Raw genomic sequence first — 24,509 nt, forward strand, 5'->3', positions numbered from 1 at the left:
AGCATGCTTTTCCTATTTTGATCTTCAAGACTACCAAAACAGGCAACCCCGAAAAATCCCAATAGTATATTGAGAATAGCCTATACGGCTTGTTACTCGTAAAGTTCTATTATCCGGGTTTCTTCAAGGGCCACAAGCTGTTGCCACTTAGAGAATGTTGTTGACCTGTTCTTTGATTTTTTCGAGTTCTTCCTTCATGCTGACCACCAGATGCTGGATGGTAGAGTCGTTGGCTTTGGAACCAATAGTATTGATTTCCCGACCAATTTCCTGCGAAATAAACGCTAATTTCTTTCCGGTGGGCTCAGGCAGACCAGCCGTTTCGGTGAAGTAGTGTAAATGATTGATTAACCGCACCTTTTCCTCGGCGATGTCCAGCTTCTCGATGTAGTGCAACACCTCCTGCTCAAAGCGGATCGGGTTGAAATGTTCGTTGCCGGAAATATCGGCCAAATGGCTTTCCAGCCGCTGCCGGACCTGCTCGATGCGGGTAGGATCGTGGCGCTCCACCTCGGCCAATAGAATGCGGATGCGGTCCACGTAGCCCAGGATTTCGGTGGTCAGGGCCTGGCCTTCGTCGCGGCGGAATTGGTTGACGCGGTCCAGGGCCTGCTGCAACAGGGGCAGCAGCTCTTCCCAGGGTGTTTCTTCCTCTTCCTCAGTAGCGGCCGTGGCATCGGAGGGGATGCGCAGCGCGCCGGGCAGGGCGTGGGCTACGGCCGTTACCTGCTCCATACTCAGGCCGGTGGCCAGGCTTACCTGCAGCAACTCTTGGCAGGCAATGGTCACGGCGGCCTGATTGACTACGGAACCCTGCGCGCTCATTGCACGCGGGCGCGTAAAGTCCAGGTTCAGGTTCACCTTGCCGCGTTGCAGGCTTTTGGTAACCAGATTGCGGATTTCCAGCTCCCGGTCCTGCAGGAAGCGCGGCAGGCGCAGCGTCAGATCGAGGGTTTTGGAGTTCAGGGACTTGATTTCGACGGTAGCGGCGTAGGAATCGGTTTCGCGGGTGGCGATACCGTAGCCGGTCATGGACTGGAGCATGGGCAGAAATGGGCAAAGTGGGCGCAAAAGTACAGGTTTCACTCAGAAAATGAACCGCTTAGCTGGGCGGTAACACAAGCATAACGTGGCCGCAATATTAGCATAACAGGGCCGGTCTAGCTTTGTGAAACCTTTTCAAGACCCTCGTATGCGGCGTTCTTTTCTACTATTTTTTCTCCTGACAATCAGCCATTTGTTGCTGGCTCAGCAAGGTACGCTGATCGGAAAGGTAACGGATAAAAAAACTGGCGAAGGCGCCATCGGAGCCACGGTACTGGTTACTGGCACCACCCAAGCCGCTCCCGTAGAAATCGACGGCACCTATGCCCTCAAGCTGGCCGCCGGCACCTATAATATCACCATCCAGTCCATCGGCTACAAGCCGCTCACTTTCTCGGGCATCAGCGTGCAGGCCGATCAGAAAACGACCCTGAACGGCACGCTGGAGGAAAACGCCCAGGCCCTGAACGAAGTGGTAGTAACCGGCCAGAAACAGACCGGTACGGAGGTAGCCATGATTCAGGACCTGAAGAAGGCCGAGGTGGTGGTGAGCGGGATGAGCAACGACCAGATTGTAAAAACCCTGGATCGGGACGCGGCCGAAGTGGTCAAGCGCATTCCGGGCGTAACGGTGCAGAGCAACAACTTTATCGTGATTCGAGGCTTGGCGGAGCGGTATAACACCGTGATGCTCAACGACGCGCTTACACCCTCGGCAGAGGTGGATACCCGCTCATTTTCCTTCGATATTCTGCCCAGCTCGGTGATTGACCGGGTGCTGATCTTCAAATCCGGCTCGCCGGAACTGCCCGGGGAAATGGGCGGCGGCGTGGTAAAGGTATTCACCAAGAACTCGGTGCTGGAAAATGCTACCAGCCTGAGCGTTTCGGGCTGGGCCCGTAGCAGTACTACCTTTCAGAACAACTACCAGGTAAGCCCCGGCCGCGGCTCCGACTGGCTGGGCTACGACGGCGGCACCCGCCAGCTACCCGAAGGGACGCCTGCGCAGGTCAGCACCGCTGACCAACCCACCTTTCGTAACGAGTGGCTGCCGCAGCGCATTACGGCCCGGCCCGATTTGCGCGTGTCGCTGGGTCTGAGCCGCAAGTTTGAAATCGGGAAGGTGTACCTGAGCAATGTCACCTCTGTTTCCTATTCCAACACCCACGAGCAGAACAACATCACCCGCAACCGCTACCTGATTGAGCGGGACCCGGCCACCAACCTGCCCGTGCAACAGTATGCCTACAACGATGAACGCTCATTGACAGGTACCCGCCTGGGCATCATTCATAACTGGCAGGCCCGTCTCAACGACCGGAACCGCCTGGAATTCCGCAACTTTTTGAACCAGTACGGTACCGACGAGGTGACGCACCGTACCGGCCAGACGCTGGACCAGGGCTTTGACCGCGACGATTACGCGCTGCATTACCAGAGCCGCACCATTTACTCGGGGCAGTTGCAGGGCTCCCACGATCTGGGGGCCGGGGAGCATACCAACGTCACCTGGGCCGCTGGCTATAACTACGTGTACAAGGACGAGCCCGACTACAGCCGCTACCGCAGCCAGCGTATTACGGCCCTGCCCGGCGAAACGCCCCGTCCGTTTCTGGTGGTAGTGCCCCCGGATGGCAACCCCTACGACGCCAGCCGCTTCTTCTCCAACCTCAAGGAAAATACCTACATGGCCAGCGGCCAGTGGGAACGACGCTTCGCCGGCCGCGACACGACCAAGGAAAACGCCTTTAAGCTGCGGGCCGGCTTCTATACCGAGCAAAAGGAGCGTGACTTTCAGAACCGCTACTTCTCTTACGTAATTGGCAACCCCAGCACGTTCTACCGCGACCAGGCCCGCGCCAACCGTCTGCTGACGCTACCCATCAACCAGATTTTCGCTCCCGAGAACCTCGACCCCCGAACCGGTTTCGTGCTGGATGAAGGCACTTCGCCCAAGGATCGGTACTCAGCTGAAAACACGTTGGTAGCCGGCTACCTGGGCGGTGTGGCACCGCTTTCGGACCGCCTTAGCCTGTCGGGTGGGGTGCGCGTGGAGTACAACCGCAAGTACCTGCAGAACGGCGACCCGCAGGACACAGCCTACCTGGAGCGGCGCGTAATTCCAATGCCCTCCCTGAACGCCACGTTCAACTTCAACCAGCGCTCCTTGCTGCGCCTGGGCAGCAGCGTGACGGTTAACCGCCCCGAGTTCCGGGAAGTAGCCAACTATCCGTATTTCGACTACAACAGCAACGCCATCATTACGGGCAACAAGAACCTGAAGACAGCTACCATCTATAACGCCGACCTGCGCTACGAATTCTACCCAACCCGTTCCGAAATGCTGTCGGTGGGCGTGTTTTACAAATACTTTAAGGACGCCATCGAGCAGACTACGCAGTCGGTTTCGACGGAGCAGATGTACCTGACCTACCAGAACGCCGACCACGCCTATGACGTAGGGGTGGAGCTGGAAGCCCGCAAATCGTTGCTGGAACTGACCCAGAACCCGGTATTGCAGCGCTTCTCGCTGGTGCTGAATGCCTCGCTCATCAAGAGCCGGGTGAAGCTGGCCGACAACGCCACTAACAATAACTTTGCCCTCACCGACCGGGCGTTACAGGGCCAGTCGCCTTACGTAGTGAATGCCGGCCTGTTTTACCAGGATGATGAGCGCAAGTGGCAGGTATCGGCCCAGTACAACGTGGTGGGCCAGCGCATCCAGTTCGTGGGCGACAAGCAGTTTAACTACTCCGTGATTGAGATGCCTCGCAACGTAATTGATCTGGCCGTAACCAAGGGAATTGGCAAGCACTTACAGGTGAAAGCCGGCATTCAGGACCTACTCAACCAGAAGGTGCGGCAGCTCTACGACTTTGACCGCAACGGCAAAATCGGGCGCAACGAGCAAGGCGCATTTGGCGAGTACCGCCGCGGCAACTACTCCACCCTGGGCCTGACCTACAACTTCTAAACAATACGATAACATACGCGCAACGAAAGCATAACGCCCATCGGTACCGGTGGGCGTTTTGCTTTAGGACCTTTGCCTCACCCTTGTATCCTTCCTTTCAGTACACCCGCACTACCATGAAAAAGATTCTACTTCCTGCATTGCTGGCTTGCGCAGTAGCTACCGCCGCCCCGGTGTCCCAGGCGCGGGCCCAAACGGTTTGTCCGGCGGCCCCCACGGCTACGGTGGTTTCCGGCAACATCACCCAGAACACTACCTGGTCCAGCGCAAACGTGTATCTGCTTTCGGGCTTTGTGTACGTGAAGGCCGGTGCGACGCTGACTATTCCGGCCGGTACCATTATTAAGGGCGATAAGGCCACCAAAGGCTCTTTAATTGTGGAGCAGGGTGCCCGCCTGATTGCCGAGGGTACGGTCAGCCAGCCCATCGTATTCACCTCCAATGAGCCGGCCGGCTCCCGTGCCCGCGGCGACTGGGGCGGCATCATCATCTGCGGCCGGGCACCCGTGAACCTGGCCGGCACTCCGGTAGTGGAAGGCGGCGTGGGCTCCACCTACGGCGGTACTGATGCCAACGACAACTCAGGCAGCCTGAAATACGTGCGTATCGAATTCCCTGGTATTGCCTTTCAGCCGAACTCCGAAATCAACGGCCTGACACTGGCCGGTGTAGGCGCGGGCACTCAGATTGATTACGTGCAGGTATATGGCTCCGGCGACGACTCGTTTGAGTGGTTTGGCGGTACCGTGAATGCCAAGCACCTGGTGGCCGTGGCCGCCACCGACGACGACTTCGACACTGACAACGGCTTCCAGGGCAAAGTGCAGTACGGCCTGATTGTGCGCGAGCAGAATACGGCCGACGTATCGGGCTCTACGGCGTTTGAATCGGATAATGACGCGGGCGGCTCCGCTAATACGCCCCAGACGGCCCCCATTTTCTCGAATGTAACGGCGCTGCTGCGCACGCCTATTGGAGCGGCGGCCAACTTTACCCGCGCCATGCACCTGCGCCGGAACACCTCCATTTCCATCTTTAACACGGTACTGAGCGGCTGGCCAACCGGCCTCACGCTGGACGGCGCGGCGGCGCAGGCCAACGCCACCAACGGCGGCCTGGTACTGAAGAACAACGTGCTGGCCAACATGACCACCCGCAACTTCGAGGCGGCCGGGGTTACCACGTACGATGTAGCCGGCTTCTGGAATGCGGCCACTAACAGCAATACCGTCTACTCTACCGCAGCGGACCTAGGCCTGAACGCCGGTAATTTCACACCTGATGCCGACGTGATTCAGGATTTTCTGCCTACGTCTACCTCACCCCTACGCACCGGCGCGGCTTTCACCGACGCCAAGCTGGCTGACAGCTTCTTTGACAAGACCGGCACGTTCCGCGGCGCTTTTGGCACGGTGAACTGGGTAGCCGGCTGGACTAACTTCAACCCCCAGACCACCTGCTACAACCGCCCCGGCACCACGCTGGCTGCCAAGCCTGCTTCCGACCAGCTCCAGCAGCTGACGGTTTCGCCGAACCCTTCGGTCGGTGAGGCTTTGCTGAACTTTGAGCTGAAGCGCAGCGGTACTGCTTCGGTGCGCGTGCTGGACGTAACCGGCCGCACCGTAGCCACCGTGCTGACGGACGGCAAACTAGCCGCCGGGGTGCAGCAAATAGCTCTGCCCACCACCCTGAAAGCCGGCGTATACATGGCGCAGGTGACTACCAACGAAACCAGCCAGTCGGTACGCTTCGTGGTGGCGAAGTAGTCGTTTCGGCTTCGGCCTTCTACCAGCAAAGCGTGCTGCTCCATTGGAGCAGCACGCTTTGTGCGTTTAATGAGGTATACTGACTGCCGGCAAGCCGACGGAAACCTAACACTCTTCTGGCTACATCTGCTGCCGCCGGACCTGCCACAGCTGCACTGCCAATAGCCCGACGACCACTCCGGCCCCGGTCCAGAGCGTACCAGTTTCCGACAGATACTGCGCCAGCACCCAATGCAGCAGGAAACCAGCAAGTCCGAAGCCAGCCAGCTGAACCAGCCAGGTTTTCCAGGGGAGTAACTCCGGCCAACCTACGTTCAGCAACCGGGCAGTATGCCAGAGATAGTAAGCGGCCTGGCCATACGTGCTGATAACGAAAGCCAACGCTACCCCGCCCAGCCCAAGCCACCGGTACAGCGGATACATGAGGGCCAGGGCCAGCAGCAAATCGAGCACGGCCCCGGTAGAGATGGTGCGCCCCCGGCCTTTGTGTTGCAGTAACGCCGTGAAGTTGTAAGCGCGCAACGGAATAACCAGCGAGGACAGCAAAAACAGCGGTACCGCCGCATCGTAGCGGTGCCGGAACACAACGCCGAACAGCTCGGCCCGAAAGAACAGCAGGAAAACGAACAGGGGAAATACAATACGCCCCAGCACTGCGGCGGCCCGGCGCAACGTCCGGATTCGCTCGGCATCAGACAGCTCAGGCTCCCCGAAATGCAGCAGCAGTGCACTACCCGCCGCCCCCAGCAGTAGCGGCAGAAATGGCACGTCGAGAGTGCCATTAAAGTAGAGCGCAAACAGCGCGGTCGGCAGCAGAAAGTTGAGCAGTAGCTTATCTATCCACCGGAACAGAATCTGCACTACCTCATTGAGGGCCGTGTGCGCCCACAGGCTCCGGACCGCCGCCCAGGCTACCACCTCGGCAGGTTGCTGCCGGTATTGCCGATACCCCAGCCGAGCCAGAAACACCAGCCGCAACACGTTGCCCAGCAGTAAACCATTCATCAGATGCTCGCTGCTCAGCACCTGGCCTACCAACAGCGCGTGCGCCAGCCCGAACAGTCCGGCATATCCGATACTGACCAACGCTACGTCCCGAAACTGTCGGCCCAGCAGCGCATACGACTCCAGCACGGCTACCGGCACGCCCAATACCAGAAACAGGGCCGCCTGCCAGGCAGCAAACGGGGAACCCAGAACCCACTGCATGCCCCATAGGCCCCCGCTCAGCAGCAGCACCCAGGCCGCCAGCCCACTCAGCTGCCACCGGCTTGCTCCGCGTATCAACCCGTTTACCGTTGCCGCCGGATAGGTAAGCACCAGCGTAGGCAGTCCCAGAGTGGCCAGTACGTGCAGTACCTGCCACTGCACCCAGAAGCTTTGGTAGCGGCCGTACCAGGCCGGAGGCATGTACCGGGAAAGCCAGATCAGAGCCGCCACGCTGGCCAACGTCGGAAAAAACCGAATCAGGAAGATGTACGCGCTAGTTCCCAGCAGCGTGCCGCGCGTAGGTACTTCGGGCTTGCGCATCACAATCGGCTGGATTAAGAGGTTTAATAATTCGGGCAGGGTTGCCGGCCAGTACGCAGTAGCCTTGTGGGAAGCTGTGCGTTACCACGGCCCCGGCCCCCACAACAGTAAAATCGCCCAACTGGACGCCCGGCAGCACCACGGCCCCCATACCCAGCCAGCAGAAACTCCCGATGCGTAGTGGCGGCGCGGCTACGGCCGCCGTGTTATTCACGGCATCATGGTTGGCCGATATCAGCCCGACCTGCGGCCCCAGGTTGGTGAAGTCACCTACCAGCACGCCGTTATCGGCGTTGATGTATACGCCGGGGGAGTCGCCGGGGAAAGAGCCCTGACCAGCCCGGAGCCGCTCGGGGCTGCGGATGGTGCTGGTATGATGCACCGCCCACCGCACCCCTGCGTTCTGGCGCAGCACCCGCCGAAACAGCACATCCAGCGCATAAAAGCTCAGCGGCATCTCCGGCCGAAGTCCCAGCACACGGCACAACAACTGCTTCACTTTTTTGAATGAATATTGAGTTGTAAGATGGAGAATGGCTGTTGCTGGCAGTTCGAAAGGATGTCTTTCAGGCAGCAGACTATCGGTTGCTGAGCCCAATGCACCACGCCTGATTCAGCCCTCATAACTCAGCTGATGGGCACTTTACGCAGGATGGCCTCAATCATATCCTGCGTGCGGATGCCGTCGGCTTCAGCTTCGTAATTGAGCAGGATGCGGTGGTTGAGCACGTCAGCGGCTACTTCCTTGATGTCTTCGGGCAGCACGTAGTCCCGCTCGTCGAGGTAGGCCACGGCCTTGGCGGCGCGGTGCAGGGCAATGCTGGCCCGGGGGCTCACCCCAAACTGCACGTACTGCTGAAACTCGGGCAAATCGTACTCGGCGGGCTTGCGGGTGGCAAATACCAACTCAATGATGTACTTCTCCAGCGTTTCCGAAATCTGCACCTGGTTGATCTGGTGCCGGATGCCGAAGATGTCTTCTTTGGTCAGCACCGGGTTTACCTCACCCACGTAGCTCATATTGGCCATGCGGCGCATCACCTCCAGCTCGTCGGCTTTCTTGAGGTAGTCCACGTACACTTTCATCATGAAGCGGTCTACCTGGGCCTCAGGCAGCGGGTAAGTACCCTCCTGCTCCACCGGGTTCTGGGTAGCCAGCACCAGAAACGGCAAATCCAGCGGATACGTAGTTTCCCCGATGGTCACCTGCTTTTCCTGCATGGCCTCCAACAGCGCGCTCTGCACCTTGGCCGGGGAACGGTTGATTTCGTCGGCCAGCACCAGGTTGGAGAAGATCGGGCCCTTCTTTACTTCAAATACCGACTGCCCCTGATTGTAAATCATGGTGCCCACTAGGTCCGACGGCAGCAGATCGGGGGTGAACTGCACGCGCTGAAAGTGCAGATGCAGCACCTTCGACAAGGTACTCACCGTAAGTGTTTTAGCCAGGCCCGGCACGCCTTCCAGCAAAATATGGCCGCCGGTAAACAGCCCAATCAGAAGTCGGTTGACCATGTAGTGCTGCCCCACTACCACCTTGCCCACTTCGGCAAACACTTGCTTGATTTTCTGCTGGTAGTCGGGAGCCGACCCAAACTGCGGAGGCGTCATACGGAAGCAAAACAGGTCTAATACGCTTACAAGGTAGAGAAACAAGGCCACTACCCTACCACCCTACTTGTATACCCGGCGGCAATGCTACCTCCACAGTAGCTCGGTTCCATACTGTCGATTTGCATTTTTTATAAAAAAATTATTATTATTTATAACATAAACAACAATGGTTTCATATCTTCGGCTTACTGCTGCTGCTGATATTCCTGTGCTGTTAGCCCTTCCGGCTATTCTACCTGCTGCCTGAGCAGCCCCGTCCCTCTTGCCAGTATTGAGCCTCGGTTCCGGTTTCCGGATGATTACGCCTTTTACCGCTCTACCCACTTTCCATTCCTACTTCCCAGCAATGAAAACACTTTTTCTATTCCTGCTGCTACTCAGCAGCTACAGCGCTTCCGCCCAAGCCAACTGGCAATGGGTGAATCAGCTCACCAGTTCCGGAGCCGCCGTATCGGCCCGCAGTATCACGACCGATGCAGCCGGCAACAGCTACGTCACGGGTTCCTTTGCCGGCCGGGCCATCTTTGGCAGCACCACGCTCATCAGCCGGGGGCAGACCGATATATTTCTGGTAAAGTACAATCCGGGCGGGCGGGCCATGTGGGCCGTGCAGCTTGGGGGCGACCCTGCCGTGGGCAATGCGTATTACCCTCCCTCGGCCAATAGCAATGATGTGGCCCTGGATGGAGCCGGCAACGTGTATCTGGTCGGCAATTTTACCGGTAACCTGGCCTACGGCAACGGCCGGACGCTACCCAGCTTCAGTGAAGGTTTCCAAACGGCCTTCATTGCGAAAGTGAATGCCCGGGGCCAGGTACAATGGGCCAAGCGGTTCGGCATCGGCCAATACAGCTGCTACGCCTACGCCCTGGCTACCGATGCGGCCGGTAACAGCTACGTTACCGGCCAGTCTGACTACGGCCAGATTCAGTTTGATAATATCGTGACGACGGGCAGCCGGCGCGTTATGTTTGTGGCCCGCTATACCACCTCCGGCACCGTTGCGTGGGCAAAATCCTCCACCAACTTTTCCTCCTTCGGAGCCAGCGGCAATGACATTGCGCTGGATAAGCGCGGTAACTGCTACGTAGGCGGCTTCTTCAATAACGATATGACGCTCGATGGCACCGCCCTTACCACTGTTGGGGCCGACTCCTATCTGGCCCGTTTTGTGGCAGCCTCGGGCAGCCTGCAGTGGCTGAAGAAAGGCGGAGGCTCCGGCACACCGAATGCCAACAATAACGTCCACATCAGTACCCTAGACACTGACCGACAAGGCAACATATACGTGGCGGGCGACTTTTCCGGGACTACTTCCGTAGGCGGCCAGCCGCTGGCCGGTACCGGCCCCGAGCAGCCAGATATCTTCCTGGCCCGCTACTCCCCCGTCGGCACGGTGCAATGGGCCAAAACCACCGGCACCAGCACCACAGAATACAGCACCCAGCTGGTAACTGATGCCGATGGCTACTGCACGCTGGTTGGTCGCCGCCTGAATGCCAGCTACGAGCCGCAACTGCTGCTCCACAGCTTCCAGCCCAACGGCGACCTGTATTACTCCGATGTCATTGGCACCAGTGGCAGTTGCACCGGTACCAGCGTGGCGCAGGATGCCAACGGCCTGCTGTACGTGACTGGAAATCTGAGTGGCACGGCCTCTTTCGGCTCTACCACGCTGCAAACCGCCACCCGCACCGATGGGTTTGTCGGGCGGCTCCGCATTCGGGTTCCGCAATCGGGCAACAATGGTGGAGGCAAGCCTACGGTGGAAGTATTCCCCAACCCCGTGCGCGGCCGGCTGGTAACCAGCCTTACCTGGGATAAGGCCGGACTGCTGGTAACCGGCAAAGCGCTGCTCACCAATGCTATGGGCTGTCCCGTTGCGGCCCGGCCGCTACTCGCCACCAGTGCCACCCAATCCCAAGCCGTTTTCGACTGCTCCGCATTACCTACCGGTCTGTACGTACTCTATCTGGCCACGGCCAACGGAACATTTTACACGCGGGGCGTAGAGGTGCGCTAGATCATTAAACTAAAAAGCCACCTCTACTATGTGTAGAGGTGGCTTTTAATTGTACCAGAGACGGGACTCGAACCCGTACGTCCGTGAAGACAAGGGATTTTAAGTCCCTCGTGGCTACCATTACACCACTCTGGCTGAATGCCTTATTTGGTTTTTGCCCCGATAGCTGCCTGTCTGGGCGTGACAATTGGGACAAAGTAACTGCAAATTTTCCAATCGATGGTCATTGTGGACACCATTGAGGTGATGCAATTCCAACGGAATAGGCTTATTCAGCCATTCCGTTAAACCACACTGCTCACACTGATGCACTTTATAGCCTTCTTTCAACAAACGTCCGCGCAAGCCATGGGTGAAAGCATACGGAGAATTCTGCACCAGTATTTCCTCCATGCTGTACTGCCGACCAAAATTCCGGTACCGCTCCCCTTGATTCCAGGCTTTACCCGTGAAATGCTCCGTACTTAAAGTCAAACGCCTGATGCGTTCATGCACCGTTTTGTAATTACCACCAGCCGGTACCAGTCCCAGCCGCCCCAGCACCTGCACCACAGACAGGCACTCGGTGACAATTGCGGCAAATACTTCATCAGTAACTCTGGACTTCATATCCGGATAGCATTTAGCTACTGAAGATACGAACCCAGTCTTTTCAGGCGGCAGCCATACCGGCATAAAACAAAAAAAGGATGCTTCCGAAGAAACATCCTTTTTGAGCGGGAGACGAGGTTCGAACTCGCGACCTCGACCTTGGCAAGGTCGCGCTCTACCAACTGAGCTACTCTCGCTTTTGATCTTGGCGCCGTAGTGGCGTTTTGATGTGACAAAGGTAGAAGAAGAATCCCTGAAGTCAAGCACACCCCCTAAAAAAAGTGGCTACTCGCACCTGAAAAAGGCTTTGTCGGCTGATTTTCAGGGAGAAAAATTTCACTCAAAACCAGCCGTGACAGGCATGCGGAGCGCTGTTAGACGCATTTCGCCCCGCCTGATTCCGATGTGCTTCCCTGCAAACAGAGAGAAACCGGCGCAGGCGGGGCGAAAAAACGAGTGCGCCGCCGCAGAAACCTATTTCCCGCCAACGGCCAGCTTCAGCTCGTTCAGCTTCAGCAGGGCTTCGATGGGTGTGAGCGTATTCACGTCGAGGCGCTCCAGCAGCTCCCGGACTTTCTCCAGGGCCGGGTCGGCGGGCTCGAACATGCTCAGCTGAAGGCTGGGGCGCGGGGCGTTATGCACGGCGGCGGCGGGCTGGGCTTTCGGGCCCCGGCGGGCTGACTCGGGCGCGCTGGCAGCCGGCACGGCCCCGTTCAAAGGCACCACTTTGCCGCCGGTCGGCTCGCTTTCCAGGCCATCCAGCACGTCATCGAACTCAGTGGCGGCGTCGGCATCCACACCGGTGGAAGCACGCTCCTGCTCCAGATGGTGCATGATTTCGTTGGCACGCAGTACCACCGAGGCGGGCATGCCGGCCATGCGGGCCACGTGGATGCCGAAGCTGTGCTCGGAGCCGCCTTCGCGCAGCTTGCGCAGGAACAGGATGCGGCCGTCGGCTTCCTTCACGGCCACGTTGTAGTTACGCACCCGCGGGCAGTCGTCGGCGAGCTGGTTGAGCTCGTGGTAGTGGGTGGCGAACAGGGTTTTGGCCGTGAACCGCGGGTTGTTGTGCAGGTGCTCCACAATGGCCCAGGCAATGCTGATGCCGTCGTAGGTGCTGGTGCCGCGCCCGATTTCGTCCATCAGCACCAGGCTGCGGTCGGAGAGGTTGTTGAGGATGCTGGCCGTTTCGGTCATCTCCACCATGAAGGTGCTTTCGCCCTTGCTCAGGTTGTCGGAAGCGCCTACGCGGGTGAAGATCTTGTCGATGACGCCGACGTGCGCGGCATCAGCGGGCACGAAGGAGCCGATCTGGGCTAGCAGCACAATCAAGGCCGTCTGGCGCAGTAGGGCCGATTTACCGGCCATGTTGGGGCCGGTTATCACCACAATCTGCTGGTCGTCCTGGTTGAGGCAGATGTCATTGGGGATGTACTGCTCGCCGGGCGGCAACTGGCGCTCAATCACGGGGTGGCGGCCGGCCTTGATGTCGAGCAGCGTGCTGTCGTCTACCACCGGCTTCACGTAGCGGTGCTGGCGGGCGGTGGCGGCGAAGGAGGCCAAGCAGTCGGCCACGCCGATGGCGCGGGCGTTCTGCTGCACCTGGGCCACGTACTCGGCGGCCGTGAGCACCAGCTCGTTGTAGATGCGCTGCTCAATCACGAACAGCCGCTCCTCGGCGTGCAGAATCTTCTCCTCGTAGGTTTTCAGCTCCTCCGTGATGTAGCGCTCGGCATTCACCAGCGTCTGCTTCCGGATCCAGGTGGTCGGCACCTTGTCCTTGTGCGAGTTCGTGACTTCGAGGTAGTAGCCAAATACCTTGTTGTAGGCCACTTTCAAGGACGAAATTCCGGTTTCCTGAATTGCGCGCTGCTGCAGCTGAAACAGGTAGTCCTTGCCCGTAAAGGCCATGGCCCGCAGCTCGTCCAGCTCGGCATCTACCTTGTCGTTGAGCACGCCACCCTGGTTGGTGAGGATGGGTGCGTCTTCCCGGATTTTCAGCCGGATTTCCTCGCGCAGGGCGGTGCAGGGGTTGAGCTGGTCGGAGAGCTTCTGCAGCGCCCGGATGCCGGAGGCGGCCAGCTGCTCCCGGATCGGGCTGATGGCTTCCAGGGCGCGGGCCAGCTGCAGCAGCTCGCGCGGGTTGATGCGGCGCACGGCCACCTTGGAAATCAGCCGCTCCAGGTCGTTGATCTGGCGCAGGTGCTGCAGCAGGTTTTCCAGCAGCTCGGGCGTCTGGAGCAGGGCCTCCACCGTATCGAGGCGGCGCTGAATCTGGGCGGGCTCCTTCAGGGGCAGCACCACCCACTTGCGCAGCAGGCGCGCGCCCATGGGCGTCACGGTCTGGTCGAGGATGTCGATGAGGGGCACGCCGCCGGGGTGCTGGGCCTGCACCAGCTCCAGGTTGCGCACCGTAAACCGGTCGAGCCACACGTACTTGTCCTCCTCCAGCCGCCCGATGCTGCCGATGTGGCCCACGTCGGTGTGCTTGGTTTCGGCCAGGTAGTGCAGCACGCAGCCGGCCGCCGTGATGCCCTCCCGCAGCCCATCAATGCCGAAACCCTTGAGGGAGGTGGTGTTGAAGTGGCGGGTGAGCAAATCGTGGCCGTAATCGAAGCCGAACACCCATTCTTCCAGCGCAAAGTGGCAGTAGTCGGACCCGAAGTGCTCCTCGAACTCGCGGCGGCTTTTCTTGCAGAACAGCACCTCGGCGGGCTGGAAGTTCTGGAGCAGCTTGCCCAGGTAATCAATAGTGCCCTGGGCCACCAGAAACTCACCGGTGCTGATATCCAGAAAGCTCACGCCGGCCTCGTGCTTGCCGAAGTGCACGGCGCAGAGGTAGTTGTTGGCGCGGCGCTCCAGCACGTTGTCGTGCAGGCTCACGCCGGGCGTGACGAGCTCCGTCACGCCGCGCTTGACGAGGCCCTTGGCCTGCTTGGGGTCTTCGAGCTGGTCGCAGATGGCTACGCGCTGGCCGGCGCGCACCAGCTTGGGCAGGTAGGTATCGAGGGAGTGGTGGGGGAAGCCGGCCAGCGGGGTTTCGGAGGCCGTGCCCGCCCCGCGCTTGGTGAGCGTGATATCGAGGATGCGCGACGCCGTGACGGCATCCTCGCCGAAGGTTTCATAGAAGTCGCCCACCCGGAACAGCAGCACGGCGCCGGGGTGGGCCTGCTTGAGCTCGTAATACTGGCGCATCAGAGGCGTGTCCACCACGGGGGCGGGCCCCAGCGTGCCGTGCGTGCGGATGGGCTTTTTATTAGAGTCGGCGGTTTTGGTTCTCACAGAAAAACGGGGATTCAGAAATATGGGGGCGAGGGCGGAGCGGTTGGGGCTAACAGCACGTCATGCTGAGCGAAGCCGGAGGCGCAGTCGAAGCATCTCGCGTGCTGACGTTGCAACGGTAATTCAACGTCAGCACGCGAGATGCTTCGGCAAGCTCAGCATGACGTTCCTTTTCGGCAACGAGACCACGCGACTCAGCCCTAACAGCCGCCACCCGGCCGGGCGTTCCTACCTTTGCCGGCATGCGCAAACTCTCAATGGAAGAGCTGAACCGGCTGACGGTGGCAGACTTCAAAAATACGCGAAAATTCCCCCTCACCCTAGTGCTCGACAACGTGCGCAGCCTCCATAACGTGGGCGCGGCCTTCCGCACGGCCGATGCCTTTGCGGTGGAAAAAATCTGGCTGTGCGGCATTACGGGCCGCCCACCCCAGCGCGAAATCACCAAAACGGCCCTGGGTTCCACCGAGTCCGTGGCCTGGGAATACGCCCCTACCACGCTGGAGGCGCTGCAGCAGCTCAAGGCTGCCGGCTACCAACTCATTGCCGTGGAGCAGACCACTGGGAGCGTACCATTGCCCAAGTTTCAGGTGCAAGCCAACCAACCTTATGCGCTCATCATGGGCAACGAGGTGTTTGGGGTGGACGATGAAGTGCTGGCCCTGTGCGACGCCGCCGTGGAGATTCCGCAATTCGGCACCAAGCACAGCCTGAACGTGAGCGTGGCGGCCGGGGTGGTGCTGTGGGAGTTTATTAGCCGGATGAGTGCAGGTACAACGCTCTAATCTTATCACTTCTGGAAAGTCGATAATTATTTCGCGTTTTTAGTCGCATACTTCGCAAGGAATACAGCCTTTGTTGCGTAAATTTGAAACGGGCCGCCCCACAAGGCGGCCCGTTTTGACTTAGAGCACCTCCGTTTCACACCTCTACCCGAAGTTAATGAAATCAACCTTTACTATTCCGATGGCCCGTGCTTTAGCCGTGGCGGCCCTGCTGGCCGTACCGGGTCTGGCAGCCGCCCAAAACGCACCTTCTGAACAGGCTCTCGGCGCCCTGAAAGCCCGCCAGTCCAGCCTGGGACTACTTTCGGTGGATATAGCCGATGCCGCCGTAACCAGCCAGTATACTGATAAGAGTAACGGTATCAGCCATGTGTACCTGCGCCAGCGTGTGCAGGGCGTGGAAATATACGGCGCCGTAGCCGATGTGCACCTCACCCAGGCGGGCAAAATAGCCGGCCTGCACAGCAGCTTCCTGACCAACGCTACGGCCCAGGCCCGGAACGCTACTCCTTCGCTCACGGCAGGGCAGGCAGTAGCCGCCGCCGCCAAAGCGCTGGGGATGCCCGCTCCGCGCAATCTGGATATCCGGAAGGCTGGTTCGGCCACGGAAGGCATGGAGTTTAATGACGGGGGAATTTCGCTGGATAAGATTCCGGTAAAGCTGATGTACCTGCCGCTGGCCGATGGCTCCCTGCGCCTGGTGTGGGACGTTACGCTGGCTCCTCTCAACGGTGAGCATTACTGGAATGCCCGCGTAGATGCCGCCACCGGTGAGCTGCTCGACAAAACCGACTATACTATTTCTGAGAGCTTCAGCGTCTCCTCCCTCATCCGTCCGATAGCTCAGGCGGCTTCCGCAGCAGCTCAGCCGGCGTCTGTTCCGGGTACCACGGCTGGCAAGCCCACGGCCGCCAACACGTATAACGTGTGGCCCCTCACGGTGGAAAGCCCCTCGCACGGCACTCGCCAGCTGGTAGCCAACCCCGCTGATGCGACCTTCTCCCCCTTCGGCTGGCACGATGTGGATGGCGTGGCCGGTGCCGAGCACACCATCACGCGCGGTAACAACGTGCACGCCTACGATGACCGCTCGAACCGGAACGTGTACACGGCCGGCACTACCCTCAGCCCCGATGGCGGCGCAAACCTGGAGTTTGACTTTCCCTTCAATGATGCCCTGACCGCTCCGGCCGTTTCTAACCTGAACGCGGCCATAGTCAACCTGTTCTACTGGAACAACATGATGCACGACGTGATGGCCTATAAGGGCTTCGACGAAGTGAGCGGCAACTTCCAGGTAAAGAACTACGGCGGCACCGGCCTCGGCAACGACGACGTGCGGGCCGAAGCCCAGGATGCCTCCACGGCAACTACCGTCAGCCTGAACAACGCCAACTTCTCGACCCCGGTAGATGGCTCCCGTCCCCGCATGCAGATGTACCTATGGGACAAGTCGGAGCTGGCTATTAACATCACGGCTCCCAGCACGCTGGCTGGCTCACTGGTGGCTACGGAAGGTTCCATTGGCCGTAAGCTCAACCGCGTAGGCCCTATCACTGGCAATCTGGTGCTGGTGAACGACGGCACCACCACGCCCAGCCTCGGCTGCAACACCACCTACGCCAACGCGGCCGACGTAAGCGGCAACATTGCCCTCGTTGAACGAGGCACCTGCAACTTTGGCCTCAAGGTGAAAAACGCCCAGCTGGCCGGTGCCCGCATGGTGGTGGTCATTGACAACGCCGTGGGTGGTACCGTTCCCGTTTCCATGGGCGGCTCCGCCGATACGGTAGGGGTGCGGATTCCTTCAATTGCCATCCTAAAAGTTGACGGTGACCGGATCAAAGCAGCTTTGCAGGCTGGCCAGACGGTTTCCATCACCGCTGCGGGTAACTACTACATGCGCGACGGTGACTTCGACAACGGCATCGTTGCCCATGAGTACGGCCACGGCATTTCTACCCGCCTCACCGGCGGCCCCGGTAACTCCAGCTGCCTAGGCAGTGCTGAGCAGATGGGAGAAGGCTGGAGCGACTTCTTCGCCCTCTGGATGACTACCAAGCCCGGCGACGTGAGCACCACGGGCCGCGGTATCGGCACGTACGCTTCCTTCGAGCCCGTTACGGGCGGCGGTATCCGCCCCACCCGCTACAGCACCGACATGAAGCTCAACCCGGCCACGTACGCGTTGGTAGGCACCGGCATCTACAACACGTATGTTGACGCCGCTGGTGTTACCCGCAACCAGGTCCACAACATCGGCTACATCTGGGCTACCACGCTGTGGGATTTGAACTGGGCCCTGATTGACAAATACGGCTACAACGCCGACCTGAAAGCCAACACCGGCGGCAACAACGTGGCCCTGCGCCTCGTGCTGGATGGCTGCAAGCTGCAGCCCTGCAACCCCGGTTTCCTCGATGGCCGCAATGCCATCCTGAAGGCCGACTCCATCAACAACAAAGGTGCTAACTCCGGTCTGATCTGGCGCGTGTTTGCCCGTCGGGGCATGGGCTTCAGCGCCGTACAGGGCAGCAGCAGCGTCCTCACCGACCAGGTTGCCGCCTACGACCTGCCGGCCATCCTGAGCAGCAGCAAGCAGCTCAACGAGAAACTGCTGGAAGTGTACCCCAACCCCGCCAACGGCCAGGTACTGGTCCGCACACAGGTGAGCAGCACCGCCCCGGTACAGGTGGAAATGGTGTCGTTGCTGGGCCAGCGCGTGAGCGTGCAGACGGCTTCGGCCGCCCGGCTGCAGCAGGAAGGCGTAACGCTGAACACCGCTAAGCTCGCCGCTGGCGTGTACATGGTGCGTCTGACCACGTCGGAAGGCATCATCACCAAAAAAGTAGTGGTTCAGCACTAAGCCGCCGACTTTTACGTCCGTTCCATTGTTAACAACCGCCCGGCCCTGCGCCGGGCGGTTGTTTTGCTATACGCCCTTTCTGTTGCTGATGTCTGTTTCCCGCCCCAATGCTATGCTGCTGGCCCTACGGCCTGTTATTGCCACCGATACTTCGGTAGCTGATGCCCCGGGCACGCCCGGCTATTTTCTGCACCATACGCTCCGGCCCGTGCTCAAGCTGCAGAACGAACTGCTCCTGGTCGTTGTAGCCGACTTTGTGCGGGACCACCGTGTGCCATTGGCTACTGCGGCAGCAACTGACCAGCAGCGTCTGCTCGCCGAGCTGCTTACGCGCAATATCAAGCTGCGCTACACGGTTGTGGGTCTTATCACGGGGCTGTTTACTACGGAGGAACTGGCTACGTACCACCAACACCGCCCCGAGCTGAACCGCCGGCTGCTGGAGCTGGCTACCCGGCGCGTGCAGGACCAGGCTACCACCGTGGCAGAGTTGAGCCTGGCGTAGGAATACAAGAACAGAAAAGGGCCCGCAGCTTCTGCTGCGGGCCCTTTTCTGTTCCGATGATATGGTGTTTAGTCGTACTGCGAGTCGCGCAGGTGTACGGGTGTTGCCTTCTTGCGCAAGCGCATATTCAGCACTTCCACAATCAGGGAGAAGAACATGGCAAAGTAGATGTAGCCTTTCTCAATTTCCTTGTGGAAAGCCTCCATCACCAGCATTACCCCAATCATAATCAGGAAGGACAAGGCCAGCATCTTGATGGTAGGGTTCTTGTTCACGAAGTCGGCTACGACGCCCGAGAAGGCCAGCATCACGCCCATCGACAGCACCACGGCCAGAATCATAATCAGCACGTTATCCACCAAGCCCACAGCCGTCAGGATGGAGTCGAAGCTGAACACGATGTCGATGAGAATGATCTGGAAGATGATGCCGCCGAATGAGGCACCGCCTTTGCCACCTTCTTCGTGCTCCTCCTCGCCCTGCAGCTTGGTATGAATTTCGGTGGTGCTTTTGCCAATCAGGAACAAGCCCCCGGCCAGTAGAATAAGGTCGCGGCCCGTTACCCCGAAAGGCTCCGTCATCCAGGGCAGATTCACCGTGAACAGGGCCGCCTTCAGCCCCACAATCCAGCTGATGCTCAGCAGCAGCCCGATGCGGCACAGCAGCGCCAGCACCAACCCAATGCTACGGCCCCGCTTCTGCAACTCCCGGGGCAGGCGGTTGACAATGATGGAAATGAAGATGATGTTGTCAATACCCAACACAATTTCCATGAACGTAAGCGTCAGCAGGCTTACCCAGGTTTGCGGGTTGGAGAAAACGGAAAAGTCGAAGTGCATTCGGCAAGAATGTGAGAAATGGGGAGAATGAGAGGAATGTGGAAAATGGGTGCAATGTATTACAGGCAGAACGACAAAGTGAACCCGTAGTCCCGGAGCACATCTGTCATAATCTGTCCATTTCCCCACATATGCAGCTAGCTTTTCATGTTCACGAACTGGAGCGGCTGCCCAATGGCGGCCTGCCGCACGGCCGCAATGGCGGCCTGCAGCTCATCGAGCTTCTTGCCGGTTACGCGGATCTGGTCGTCCTGCATCTGGGCTTCCACCTTCACCTTGGCATCCTTGATGGCTTTGATAACCTTGCGGCCAACTTCCTTATCCACCCCGGCGCGCACTTTCACTACCTTTTTCACCATGGCTCCGGTGGGCTGCTCCTCCTCCGAGAAGTCCAGGGCCGTCCCGTCGATACCTTGTTTTACGATGCGCGTGAGCAGGATATTTTCCAGCGCCTGCACCCGCATCGAGTTTTCGGAGGTGAGCGTAATGGTGTTATTTTTCTTGTCCAGCTCGATACCGCCTTTCGTGTCGCGCAGGTCGTAGCGGGTCTGAAGCTCTTTTTTGGCCGTATTCACCGCGTTTTCGAGGGTTTGCGGATCAACTTTGCTGACGATATCGAAGGATGCCATAGGATGGGGAAAAAGAAAAGAGAAACCAACCGAAACCAGTCGGGCGGCCAAAGATAGTGAGGTGCGGAAATGCAGCCGCCCAACCAAGCGAAATAGTCCGTTACTTCGGCTTTCCGCCTGCTGCCCGTGCCCCTATGTCCGTTATTGCTCCCCGTTCTCCCGCCCAGTGGACCGCCTACTACCGTCTGCGTTACGAGGTGCTACGCCAGCCCTGGCACCAACCCGAAGGCTCGGAGCGCGCCGACGATGATGACGCGGCTACTACCACGCACGCGCTGCTCCTAACTCCGGAAGGCCACGCCGCCGCCGTAGGCCGCCTGAGTCCAGCCGGGCCGGGTCAGGGGCAGGTGCGCTTCATGGCCGTTCACCCGGCTTGGCAGGGCCAGGGAGCAGGCCGGCAGATTCTGGAATATCTGGAGGAAATGGGCCGCCGGCAGGGTTTTACGGAACTGGTGCTGCATGCCCGGCAAATGGCCGTTCCGTTTTATGCGCGGCTGGGTTACGCGGTGGTTGCCCCATCGCACACGTTGTTCGGTAGCATCCCGCATTTTCTGATGCAGCGGCAGCTAGACTAACTATGCAACTCTGCCTGAAAACGACAACTCTTCCAGCCTTTTCTGATTCTCTTACCCTTTCCCCATGGAACAACTACCCGACGTAGCGACGCTCGTCGCCATCTACAACCAAATCAATACCTACGGCCGGGTAAACGGAATGGAGCTGCTGGTACAGGAGCCCGGCAATGTGCGCTATACCATGACCATCCGCGACGAGCACCTCTCCTCTCCCGGCACCTGCCACGGGGGCGTACTGGCCGGCCTGATGGATGCCACCCTGGGTGCGGCGGCACTTTCACTGGCTTTCACGGCCGGTGAGCTGGTATCCACCGTGGAATTCAAAATCAACTACCTGCACCCGGTGCGGCTGCACGACCATTTGGTAGCGCACGGCATCGTGGAGCACAGCGGCAAAACCCTGGTGGTCAGCAGCGCCCTGATTACCTGCCCTACCCGCGACAATCTGGTGGTAGCGCGCGGCCTGGGTACCTTCAACCGCTACCCCGCCACCAAGCGCGACTTCCACGAGTTGCTGTTTCCGCCAGATACCAATTAGGCTCAGGGCATAAAAAAGCCGCCGGACACCCATGTGACATGGGTGCCCGGCGGCTTTTCAAACTACCGAACCGAAAAGAAGCGGGTTACAGGCGTTCAGGCGAATCAGCCGACTCGTGTTCGTGCTCATCCTGGGGGTCGTACTCATCGTTTTCGTCCATTTCCGGGGCTTCCACTTTGCGTACGTTGCGGGCGCAGTCCTCGTCGCGGTGGTTGCGGCCCACGGTGAACTCCACCCAGTCGCCCTCGCGCAGCTCGTTAAAGTCGCCTTCCGCCATATCGGCGTAGCTGAAGAACAAGTTGTTGGGCGGCATTACCACAAATCCGAACCCATTTTTCAGGTTCTTGATGGTGCTGATACCTACCGTGCCAACGGGGCCGGCAGCCGTAGGGCCGGTAGGCCGCACCGGCTTCACGGTCGGGTAAGCCGCCGGCTCAGGCGTGTTCACGAACATGGCTTCCACCAGCTCATCACCGGTACTTAGGCCCTGGTCGATGATTTCGTGCATCTGTACCGGATAGGTAGCCTGATCCAGCAGCTGCTGCGAAGCGCGGGTAACGCGGTTTTCGCCCTTGAAATCAGTGTATTTAAAGTCCCAGTTCAGCAGCATCACGCGCGTGCCTACTGTGTTCAGCTTCTTAATGAGTGGAGCGTAGTCGGAGTCGCCGGCAATGAGTACTACCACGTCGAAGCTCTTGTGGATGGCCAGTTCCAGAGCTTCCAGCGACAGCCACACATCAATACCCTTCTCCTGCAAACGGCCATCGCGCGTTTTCAGGGGCATGTAGTGGGTGCTGATGCCCATGTTCATCAGGATATCGTCGAGCAGCCGGTCATGAAACAGACGGTCCTTATCGCGGGCTTCGGTAGCCGAGAGACGGCCGCGGAAGAAGTGAGCGTCAATAATCTGACTCAGACGTACATCTACGTCCTCTTCCTCAGCTACCTGGTGGCGGATAAATTCATGGAGACCTTCCAGGCTAATACGGGCCTTACGGTCATGCTGGAAGTAGTAGTAATCACTGATTTTCAGGAAATAATTGCCGTCATAGAAGACGCCGATCCTGATCAGGGGGCTATTCATCTGGTTCATACAAGAAACGGTTTGAGCGCAAAAAGGTGTGTGTGAGTAAGAGCGGGTAGTTTGGTTCGGTGCGGGCTGGTATACACGTAGGCCCGGTCAAATATACAAGTTGGCAAACTTACAGTATTGTAATAATCCATAGGCGGGGTGATTTTACCACATAATCATGTGAGTAGGACTGGAAACAGGAACGGCCGAGAGAGGTTTGCTACCGACAAGAACCCCCGCTAAGATGAAAGGAAAATGAATGCGGCTGGCTTACGGCTCAAAATGAGCACTGTGCCTTCTTTTCCCGCACGGAACCTGAACTGTTAGCGCCTTACAATATTAAATCATATATATGTTTTATACGAATTTAAAGAGTACAAATGCCATGAGATTAATCTAACCAACGCTTGCCTCTCGCGTCAGCGCATCGGGCGGCCAACAGAATGCTGCTTCACTCTTAAGTCCAACATTTGGTGGAACGAAGCGCGCAGTACTGCAGTGAAAGTACGAGTCAGCCGTAAACCCGGGGCAGGAATTCGGCCGATATAGCTAATTGGTAGTCCAACCTAGCACAATCACAGATCAATAGACAAAAAAACGTCTGTTGGATTGCAGGACAAAGCTACAGTTTATCAACTTATTTTAGAATGTTTCTAAAATCTCATCCGTCCGATAATCAATCCCAGAACCAGCAGGGCATATCCCGCGCAGATGGCCACTTCCAGAAAGTTGCCGCTTTTAGAGCCCGTCCGGATGAGCGGAATCTTCAGGCACAGGTCCGTAATCGGCATAAACCACTTGATGCCGGCTTTAGTGAGCGTATCGGCCAAAAGGTGCGACACGTAACCACCGCCGGCAAACAGGGCCACGCCGTGCCAGCCCAGGCTTTGGTTGGCTAAGTGCCCAATATACGTCCAGAGGCCGGCGGCCCAGAGGGTATGCGTCCAGGAGCGGTGGGAAGTGAAGGGTGCCACCGATACAAAACAGCCCAGCATGCTCAGCCACACAAATCCCGTGTAAAAGCCCGCCACCACCGTACAGAGCCCCGTGAAGAGTAGGGCCAGCTTGCGGGTAGAATCCCCCTGCATAGCCGCCCCGATAAGACCAAACGCCAGCGCCGCCGTGAAACCCATGCGCCGGTCGGGACCCAGCGGAAGCATAAAATGCGTGTACAGAGCCAGGCCAGCAGCTACCACTACAAAGGCCCAGCGCACGTAATTCTGCGCGAAGCCCAAGCGCTTACTCAGGCGGGAGCCGGGGTGGTCGAGGTCGGGGGCGAGGGAGGAAAAGCCGGCCAGCGCAATGCCCGCCGGCGAAAACGGGATGCCCGGTACCAGCGCGGCCACGGCTACACCGGTAATGAGGCCAATGGCCAGGTGAGAAGAACCGCGCACGCAGAATCGGGATACAAAATAAAACGGGTGGCAAAGATACCACTCGGCCCGCGGCCCCGGCCGAATTTATTGATCCTGCGCCGTTACCACTTACCGGAGCTGCCCCTGAGCGTGGTACGGATGCCCTGCACCTCGTTTTCCAGGTGGGCCAGGCCCTGCCGGAACGCATCTTCCACTTCGGCCCGCTCCTGTTCGGGTAACGGGCCATTTTGCTGCACCTGCTCCCGGATCTGGCGCAGGTGATTCAGGATAGAATCCCACTCGTCGGCGGGCTGGTTGGTCGCGGGGGTAGTCATGAGGTAGGCGAAAGGCCGGGAAAAACAAAGACTAGCGCGGGTGGGGGTTGGGAAGGTACAACCAATAGCCCATACTGGTTCGGAAACTTTCGGGGCGCGGCCGTGGTATTGAATCACAGATGGTGCAGAGGAAGCTGCGGATAACGCAGATTCGTGCTGGATGCAGATGACGGCTGATGATTGGTA

At 58.8% G+C, this 24,509-nt stretch carries 19 protein-coding genes and 2 tRNA genes; 8 read left to right on the forward strand and 13 right to left on the reverse strand.

From position 1 onward, the window contains the following. Positions 1-147: 147 nt before the first annotated feature. A complete protein-coding gene (locus tag EI293_RS03275) occupies positions 148-1,044 on the reverse strand; it encodes a YicC/YloC family endoribonuclease (protein ID WP_125435642.1) in 897 nt (298 codons plus the stop codon). A 148-nt stretch (positions 1,045-1,192) separates the two neighbouring features. On the opposite strand from EI293_RS03275, the gene EI293_RS03280 reads away from it, so the two are divergent. After that, complete coding sequence (locus tag EI293_RS03280) at positions 1,193-4,018, forward strand: TonB-dependent receptor (protein WP_125435644.1); 2,826 nt, start codon at positions 1,193-1,195, stop codon at positions 4,016-4,018. 116 nt (positions 4,019-4,134) lie between these two features. Continuing rightward, positions 4,135-5,784 (forward strand): T9SS type A sorting domain-containing protein, encoded by a 1,650-nt coding sequence (locus tag EI293_RS03285; protein ID WP_125435646.1) that lies wholly within the window; start codon positions 4,135-4,137, stop codon positions 5,782-5,784. 120 nt (positions 5,785-5,904) lie between these two features. Here EI293_RS03285 and EI293_RS03290 read toward each other — a convergent pair whose 3' ends face one another. The 3 genes from EI293_RS03290 to EI293_RS03300 form a co-directional block, all read right to left on the reverse strand. Then, positions 5,905-7,314 (reverse strand): lipopolysaccharide biosynthesis protein, encoded by a 1,410-nt coding sequence (locus EI293_RS03290; protein WP_125435648.1) that lies wholly within the window; start codon positions 7,312-7,314, stop codon positions 5,905-5,907. Continuing rightward, on the reverse strand, positions 7,268-7,792 hold the full coding sequence (locus tag EI293_RS03295; RefSeq protein WP_246010516.1) for an acyltransferase: 525 nt from the start codon (positions 7,790-7,792) through the stop codon (positions 7,268-7,270). The genes EI293_RS03290 and EI293_RS03295 overlap by 47 nt, the downstream gene beginning before the upstream one ends. A gap of 149 nt (positions 7,793-7,941) precedes the next feature. Next, positions 7,942-8,925 (reverse strand): AAA family ATPase, encoded by a 984-nt coding sequence (locus EI293_RS03300; protein WP_125435650.1) that lies wholly within the window; start codon positions 8,923-8,925, stop codon positions 7,942-7,944. A gap of 349 nt (positions 8,926-9,274) precedes the next feature. On the opposite strand from EI293_RS03300, the gene EI293_RS03305 reads away from it, so the two are divergent. Continuing rightward, positions 9,275-10,951 carry an SBBP repeat-containing protein gene (locus tag EI293_RS03305; RefSeq protein ID WP_170170220.1) on the forward strand — a complete coding sequence of 559 codons (1,677 nt, stop codon included), beginning with the start codon at positions 9,275-9,277 and terminating at the stop codon, positions 10,949-10,951. A 52-nt stretch (positions 10,952-11,003) separates the two neighbouring features. Here the strand turns inward: EI293_RS03305 and EI293_RS03310 are convergent. From EI293_RS03310 to mutS, 4 genes are all read right to left on the reverse strand, one after another. Next, positions 11,004-11,086: transfer RNA gene (locus EI293_RS03310), tRNA-Leu, on the reverse strand. Continuing rightward, positions 11,072-11,626, reverse strand: coding sequence for an HNH endonuclease (locus EI293_RS03315; RefSeq protein ID WP_125435654.1), 555 nt, complete (start codon positions 11,624-11,626; stop codon positions 11,072-11,074). Before EI293_RS03315 ends, EI293_RS03310 begins: the two co-directional genes overlap by 15 nt. A gap of 40 nt (positions 11,627-11,666) precedes the next feature. Further along, positions 11,667-11,739 (reverse strand) — tRNA-Gly (locus tag EI293_RS03320). A 277-nt stretch (positions 11,740-12,016) separates the two neighbouring features. Continuing rightward, entirely contained in the window at positions 12,017-14,737 is a 2,721-nt protein-coding gene (mutS, locus tag EI293_RS03325) for a DNA mismatch repair protein MutS (protein WP_125436249.1), read from the reverse strand. Positions 14,738-15,066: 329 nt separating this feature from the next. Here mutS and EI293_RS03330 point away from each other — a divergent pair, with 329 nt between their 5' ends. The 3 genes from EI293_RS03330 to EI293_RS03340 all read left to right on the forward strand — a co-directional run bounded on the left by EI293_RS03330 (position 15,067) and on the right by EI293_RS03340 (position 18,980). After that, on the forward strand, positions 15,067-15,609 hold the full coding sequence (locus tag EI293_RS03330; protein WP_125435656.1) for an RNA methyltransferase: 543 nt from the start codon (positions 15,067-15,069) through the stop codon (positions 15,607-15,609). Positions 15,610-15,766: 157 nt separating this feature from the next. Then, complete coding sequence (locus tag EI293_RS03335; RefSeq protein WP_125435658.1) at positions 15,767-18,475, forward strand: T9SS-dependent M36 family metallopeptidase; 2,709 nt, start codon at positions 15,767-15,769, stop codon at positions 18,473-18,475. A gap of 88 nt (positions 18,476-18,563) precedes the next feature. Then, entirely contained in the window at positions 18,564-18,980 is a 417-nt protein-coding gene (locus tag EI293_RS03340) for a hypothetical protein (RefSeq protein WP_125435660.1), read from the forward strand. Positions 18,981-19,048: 68 nt separating this feature from the next. Here the strand turns inward: EI293_RS03340 and EI293_RS03345 are convergent, their stop codons facing one another. Both EI293_RS03345 and EI293_RS03350 read right to left on the reverse strand, forming a co-directional pair. After that, a complete protein-coding gene (locus tag EI293_RS03345; RefSeq protein WP_044003395.1) occupies positions 19,049-19,819 on the reverse strand; it encodes a TerC family protein in 771 nt (256 codons plus the stop codon). A gap of 137 nt (positions 19,820-19,956) precedes the next feature. Beyond that, positions 19,957-20,448, reverse strand: a complete 492-nt coding sequence (locus EI293_RS03350; RefSeq protein WP_044003396.1) for a YajQ family cyclic di-GMP-binding protein — start codon at positions 20,446-20,448, stop codon at positions 19,957-19,959. A gap of 134 nt (positions 20,449-20,582) precedes the next feature. On the opposite strand from EI293_RS03350, the gene EI293_RS03355 reads away from it, so the two are divergent. After that, a complete protein-coding gene (locus tag EI293_RS03355) occupies positions 20,583-21,023 on the forward strand; it encodes a GNAT family N-acetyltransferase (RefSeq protein ID WP_125435662.1) in 441 nt (146 codons plus the stop codon). Between the two features lie 64 nt (positions 21,024-21,087). Then, complete coding sequence (locus tag EI293_RS03360; protein WP_125435664.1) at positions 21,088-21,561, forward strand: PaaI family thioesterase; 474 nt, start codon at positions 21,088-21,090, stop codon at positions 21,559-21,561. A gap of 85 nt (positions 21,562-21,646) precedes the next feature. On the opposite strand, the gene EI293_RS03365 is transcribed toward EI293_RS03360, so the two are convergent. The 3 genes from EI293_RS03365 to EI293_RS03375 form a co-directional block, all read right to left on the reverse strand. Further along, positions 21,647-22,645 carry an NYN domain-containing protein gene (locus tag EI293_RS03365; RefSeq protein ID WP_317127198.1) on the reverse strand — a complete coding sequence of 333 codons (999 nt, stop codon included), beginning with the start codon at positions 22,643-22,645 and terminating at the stop codon, positions 21,647-21,649. A 641-nt stretch (positions 22,646-23,286) separates the two neighbouring features. Beyond that, positions 23,287-24,027, reverse strand: coding sequence for a metal-dependent hydrolase (locus tag EI293_RS03370; protein WP_170170221.1), 741 nt, complete (start codon positions 24,025-24,027; stop codon positions 23,287-23,289). Between the two features lie 83 nt (positions 24,028-24,110). Beyond that, positions 24,111-24,323, reverse strand: a complete 213-nt coding sequence (locus EI293_RS03375) for a hypothetical protein (protein WP_125435670.1) — start codon at positions 24,321-24,323, stop codon at positions 24,111-24,113. Positions 24,324-24,509: the final 186 nt, after the last annotated feature.

This window comes from Hymenobacter perfusus (assembly GCF_003944765.1).
GTDB classification, from domain to species: domain Bacteria; phylum Bacteroidota; class Bacteroidia; order Cytophagales; family Hymenobacteraceae; genus Hymenobacter; species Hymenobacter perfusus.

What these genes read in the sequence shown, in the direction of transcription:
- EI293_RS03375 (WP_125435670.1), bottom strand. Translation starts at nt 24,323, where the DNA reads ATGACTACCCCCGCGACCAACCAGCCCGCCGACGAGTGGGATTCTATC.
- EI293_RS03275 (WP_125435642.1), bottom strand. Translation starts at nt 1,044, where the DNA reads ATGCTCCAGTCCATGACCGGCTACGGTATCGCCACCCGCGAAACCGAT.
- EI293_RS03355 (WP_125435662.1), top strand. Translation starts at nt 20,583, where the DNA reads ATGTCCGTTATTGCTCCCCGTTCTCCCGCCCAGTGGACCGCCTACTAC.
- EI293_RS03360 (WP_125435664.1), top strand. Translation starts at nt 21,088, where the DNA reads ATGGAACAACTACCCGACGTAGCGACGCTCGTCGCCATCTACAACCAA.
- EI293_RS03315 (WP_125435654.1), bottom strand. Translation starts at nt 11,626, where the DNA reads ATGCCGGTATGGCTGCCGCCTGAAAAGACTGGGTTCGTATCTTCAGTA.
- EI293_RS03330 (WP_125435656.1), top strand. Translation starts at nt 15,067, where the DNA reads ATGCGCAAACTCTCAATGGAAGAGCTGAACCGGCTGACGGTGGCAGAC.
- EI293_RS03305 (WP_170170220.1), top strand. Translation starts at nt 9,275, where the DNA reads ATGAAAACACTTTTTCTATTCCTGCTGCTACTCAGCAGCTACAGCGCT.
- EI293_RS03335 (WP_125435658.1), top strand. Translation starts at nt 15,767, where the DNA reads ATGAAATCAACCTTTACTATTCCGATGGCCCGTGCTTTAGCCGTGGCG.
- EI293_RS03350 (WP_044003396.1), bottom strand. Translation starts at nt 20,448, where the DNA reads ATGGCATCCTTCGATATCGTCAGCAAAGTTGATCCGCAAACCCTCGAA.
- EI293_RS03300 (WP_125435650.1), bottom strand. Translation starts at nt 8,925, where the DNA reads ATGACGCCTCCGCAGTTTGGGTCGGCTCCCGACTACCAGCAGAAAATC.
- EI293_RS03290 (WP_125435648.1), bottom strand. Translation starts at nt 7,314, where the DNA reads ATGCGCAAGCCCGAAGTACCTACGCGCGGCACGCTGCTGGGAACTAGC.
- EI293_RS03340 (WP_125435660.1), top strand. Translation starts at nt 18,564, where the DNA reads ATGTCTGTTTCCCGCCCCAATGCTATGCTGCTGGCCCTACGGCCTGTT.
- EI293_RS03280 (WP_125435644.1), top strand. Translation starts at nt 1,193, where the DNA reads ATGCGGCGTTCTTTTCTACTATTTTTTCTCCTGACAATCAGCCATTTG.
- mutS (WP_125436249.1), bottom strand. Translation starts at nt 14,737, where the DNA reads ATGCGCCAGTATTACGAGCTCAAGCAGGCCCACCCCGGCGCCGTGCTG.
- EI293_RS03365 (WP_317127198.1), bottom strand. Translation starts at nt 22,645, where the DNA reads ATGAATAGCCCCCTGATCAGGATCGGCGTCTTCTATGACGGCAATTAT.
- EI293_RS03345 (WP_044003395.1), bottom strand. Translation starts at nt 19,819, where the DNA reads ATGCACTTCGACTTTTCCGTTTTCTCCAACCCGCAAACCTGGGTAAGC.
- EI293_RS03285 (WP_125435646.1), top strand. Translation starts at nt 4,135, where the DNA reads ATGAAAAAGATTCTACTTCCTGCATTGCTGGCTTGCGCAGTAGCTACC.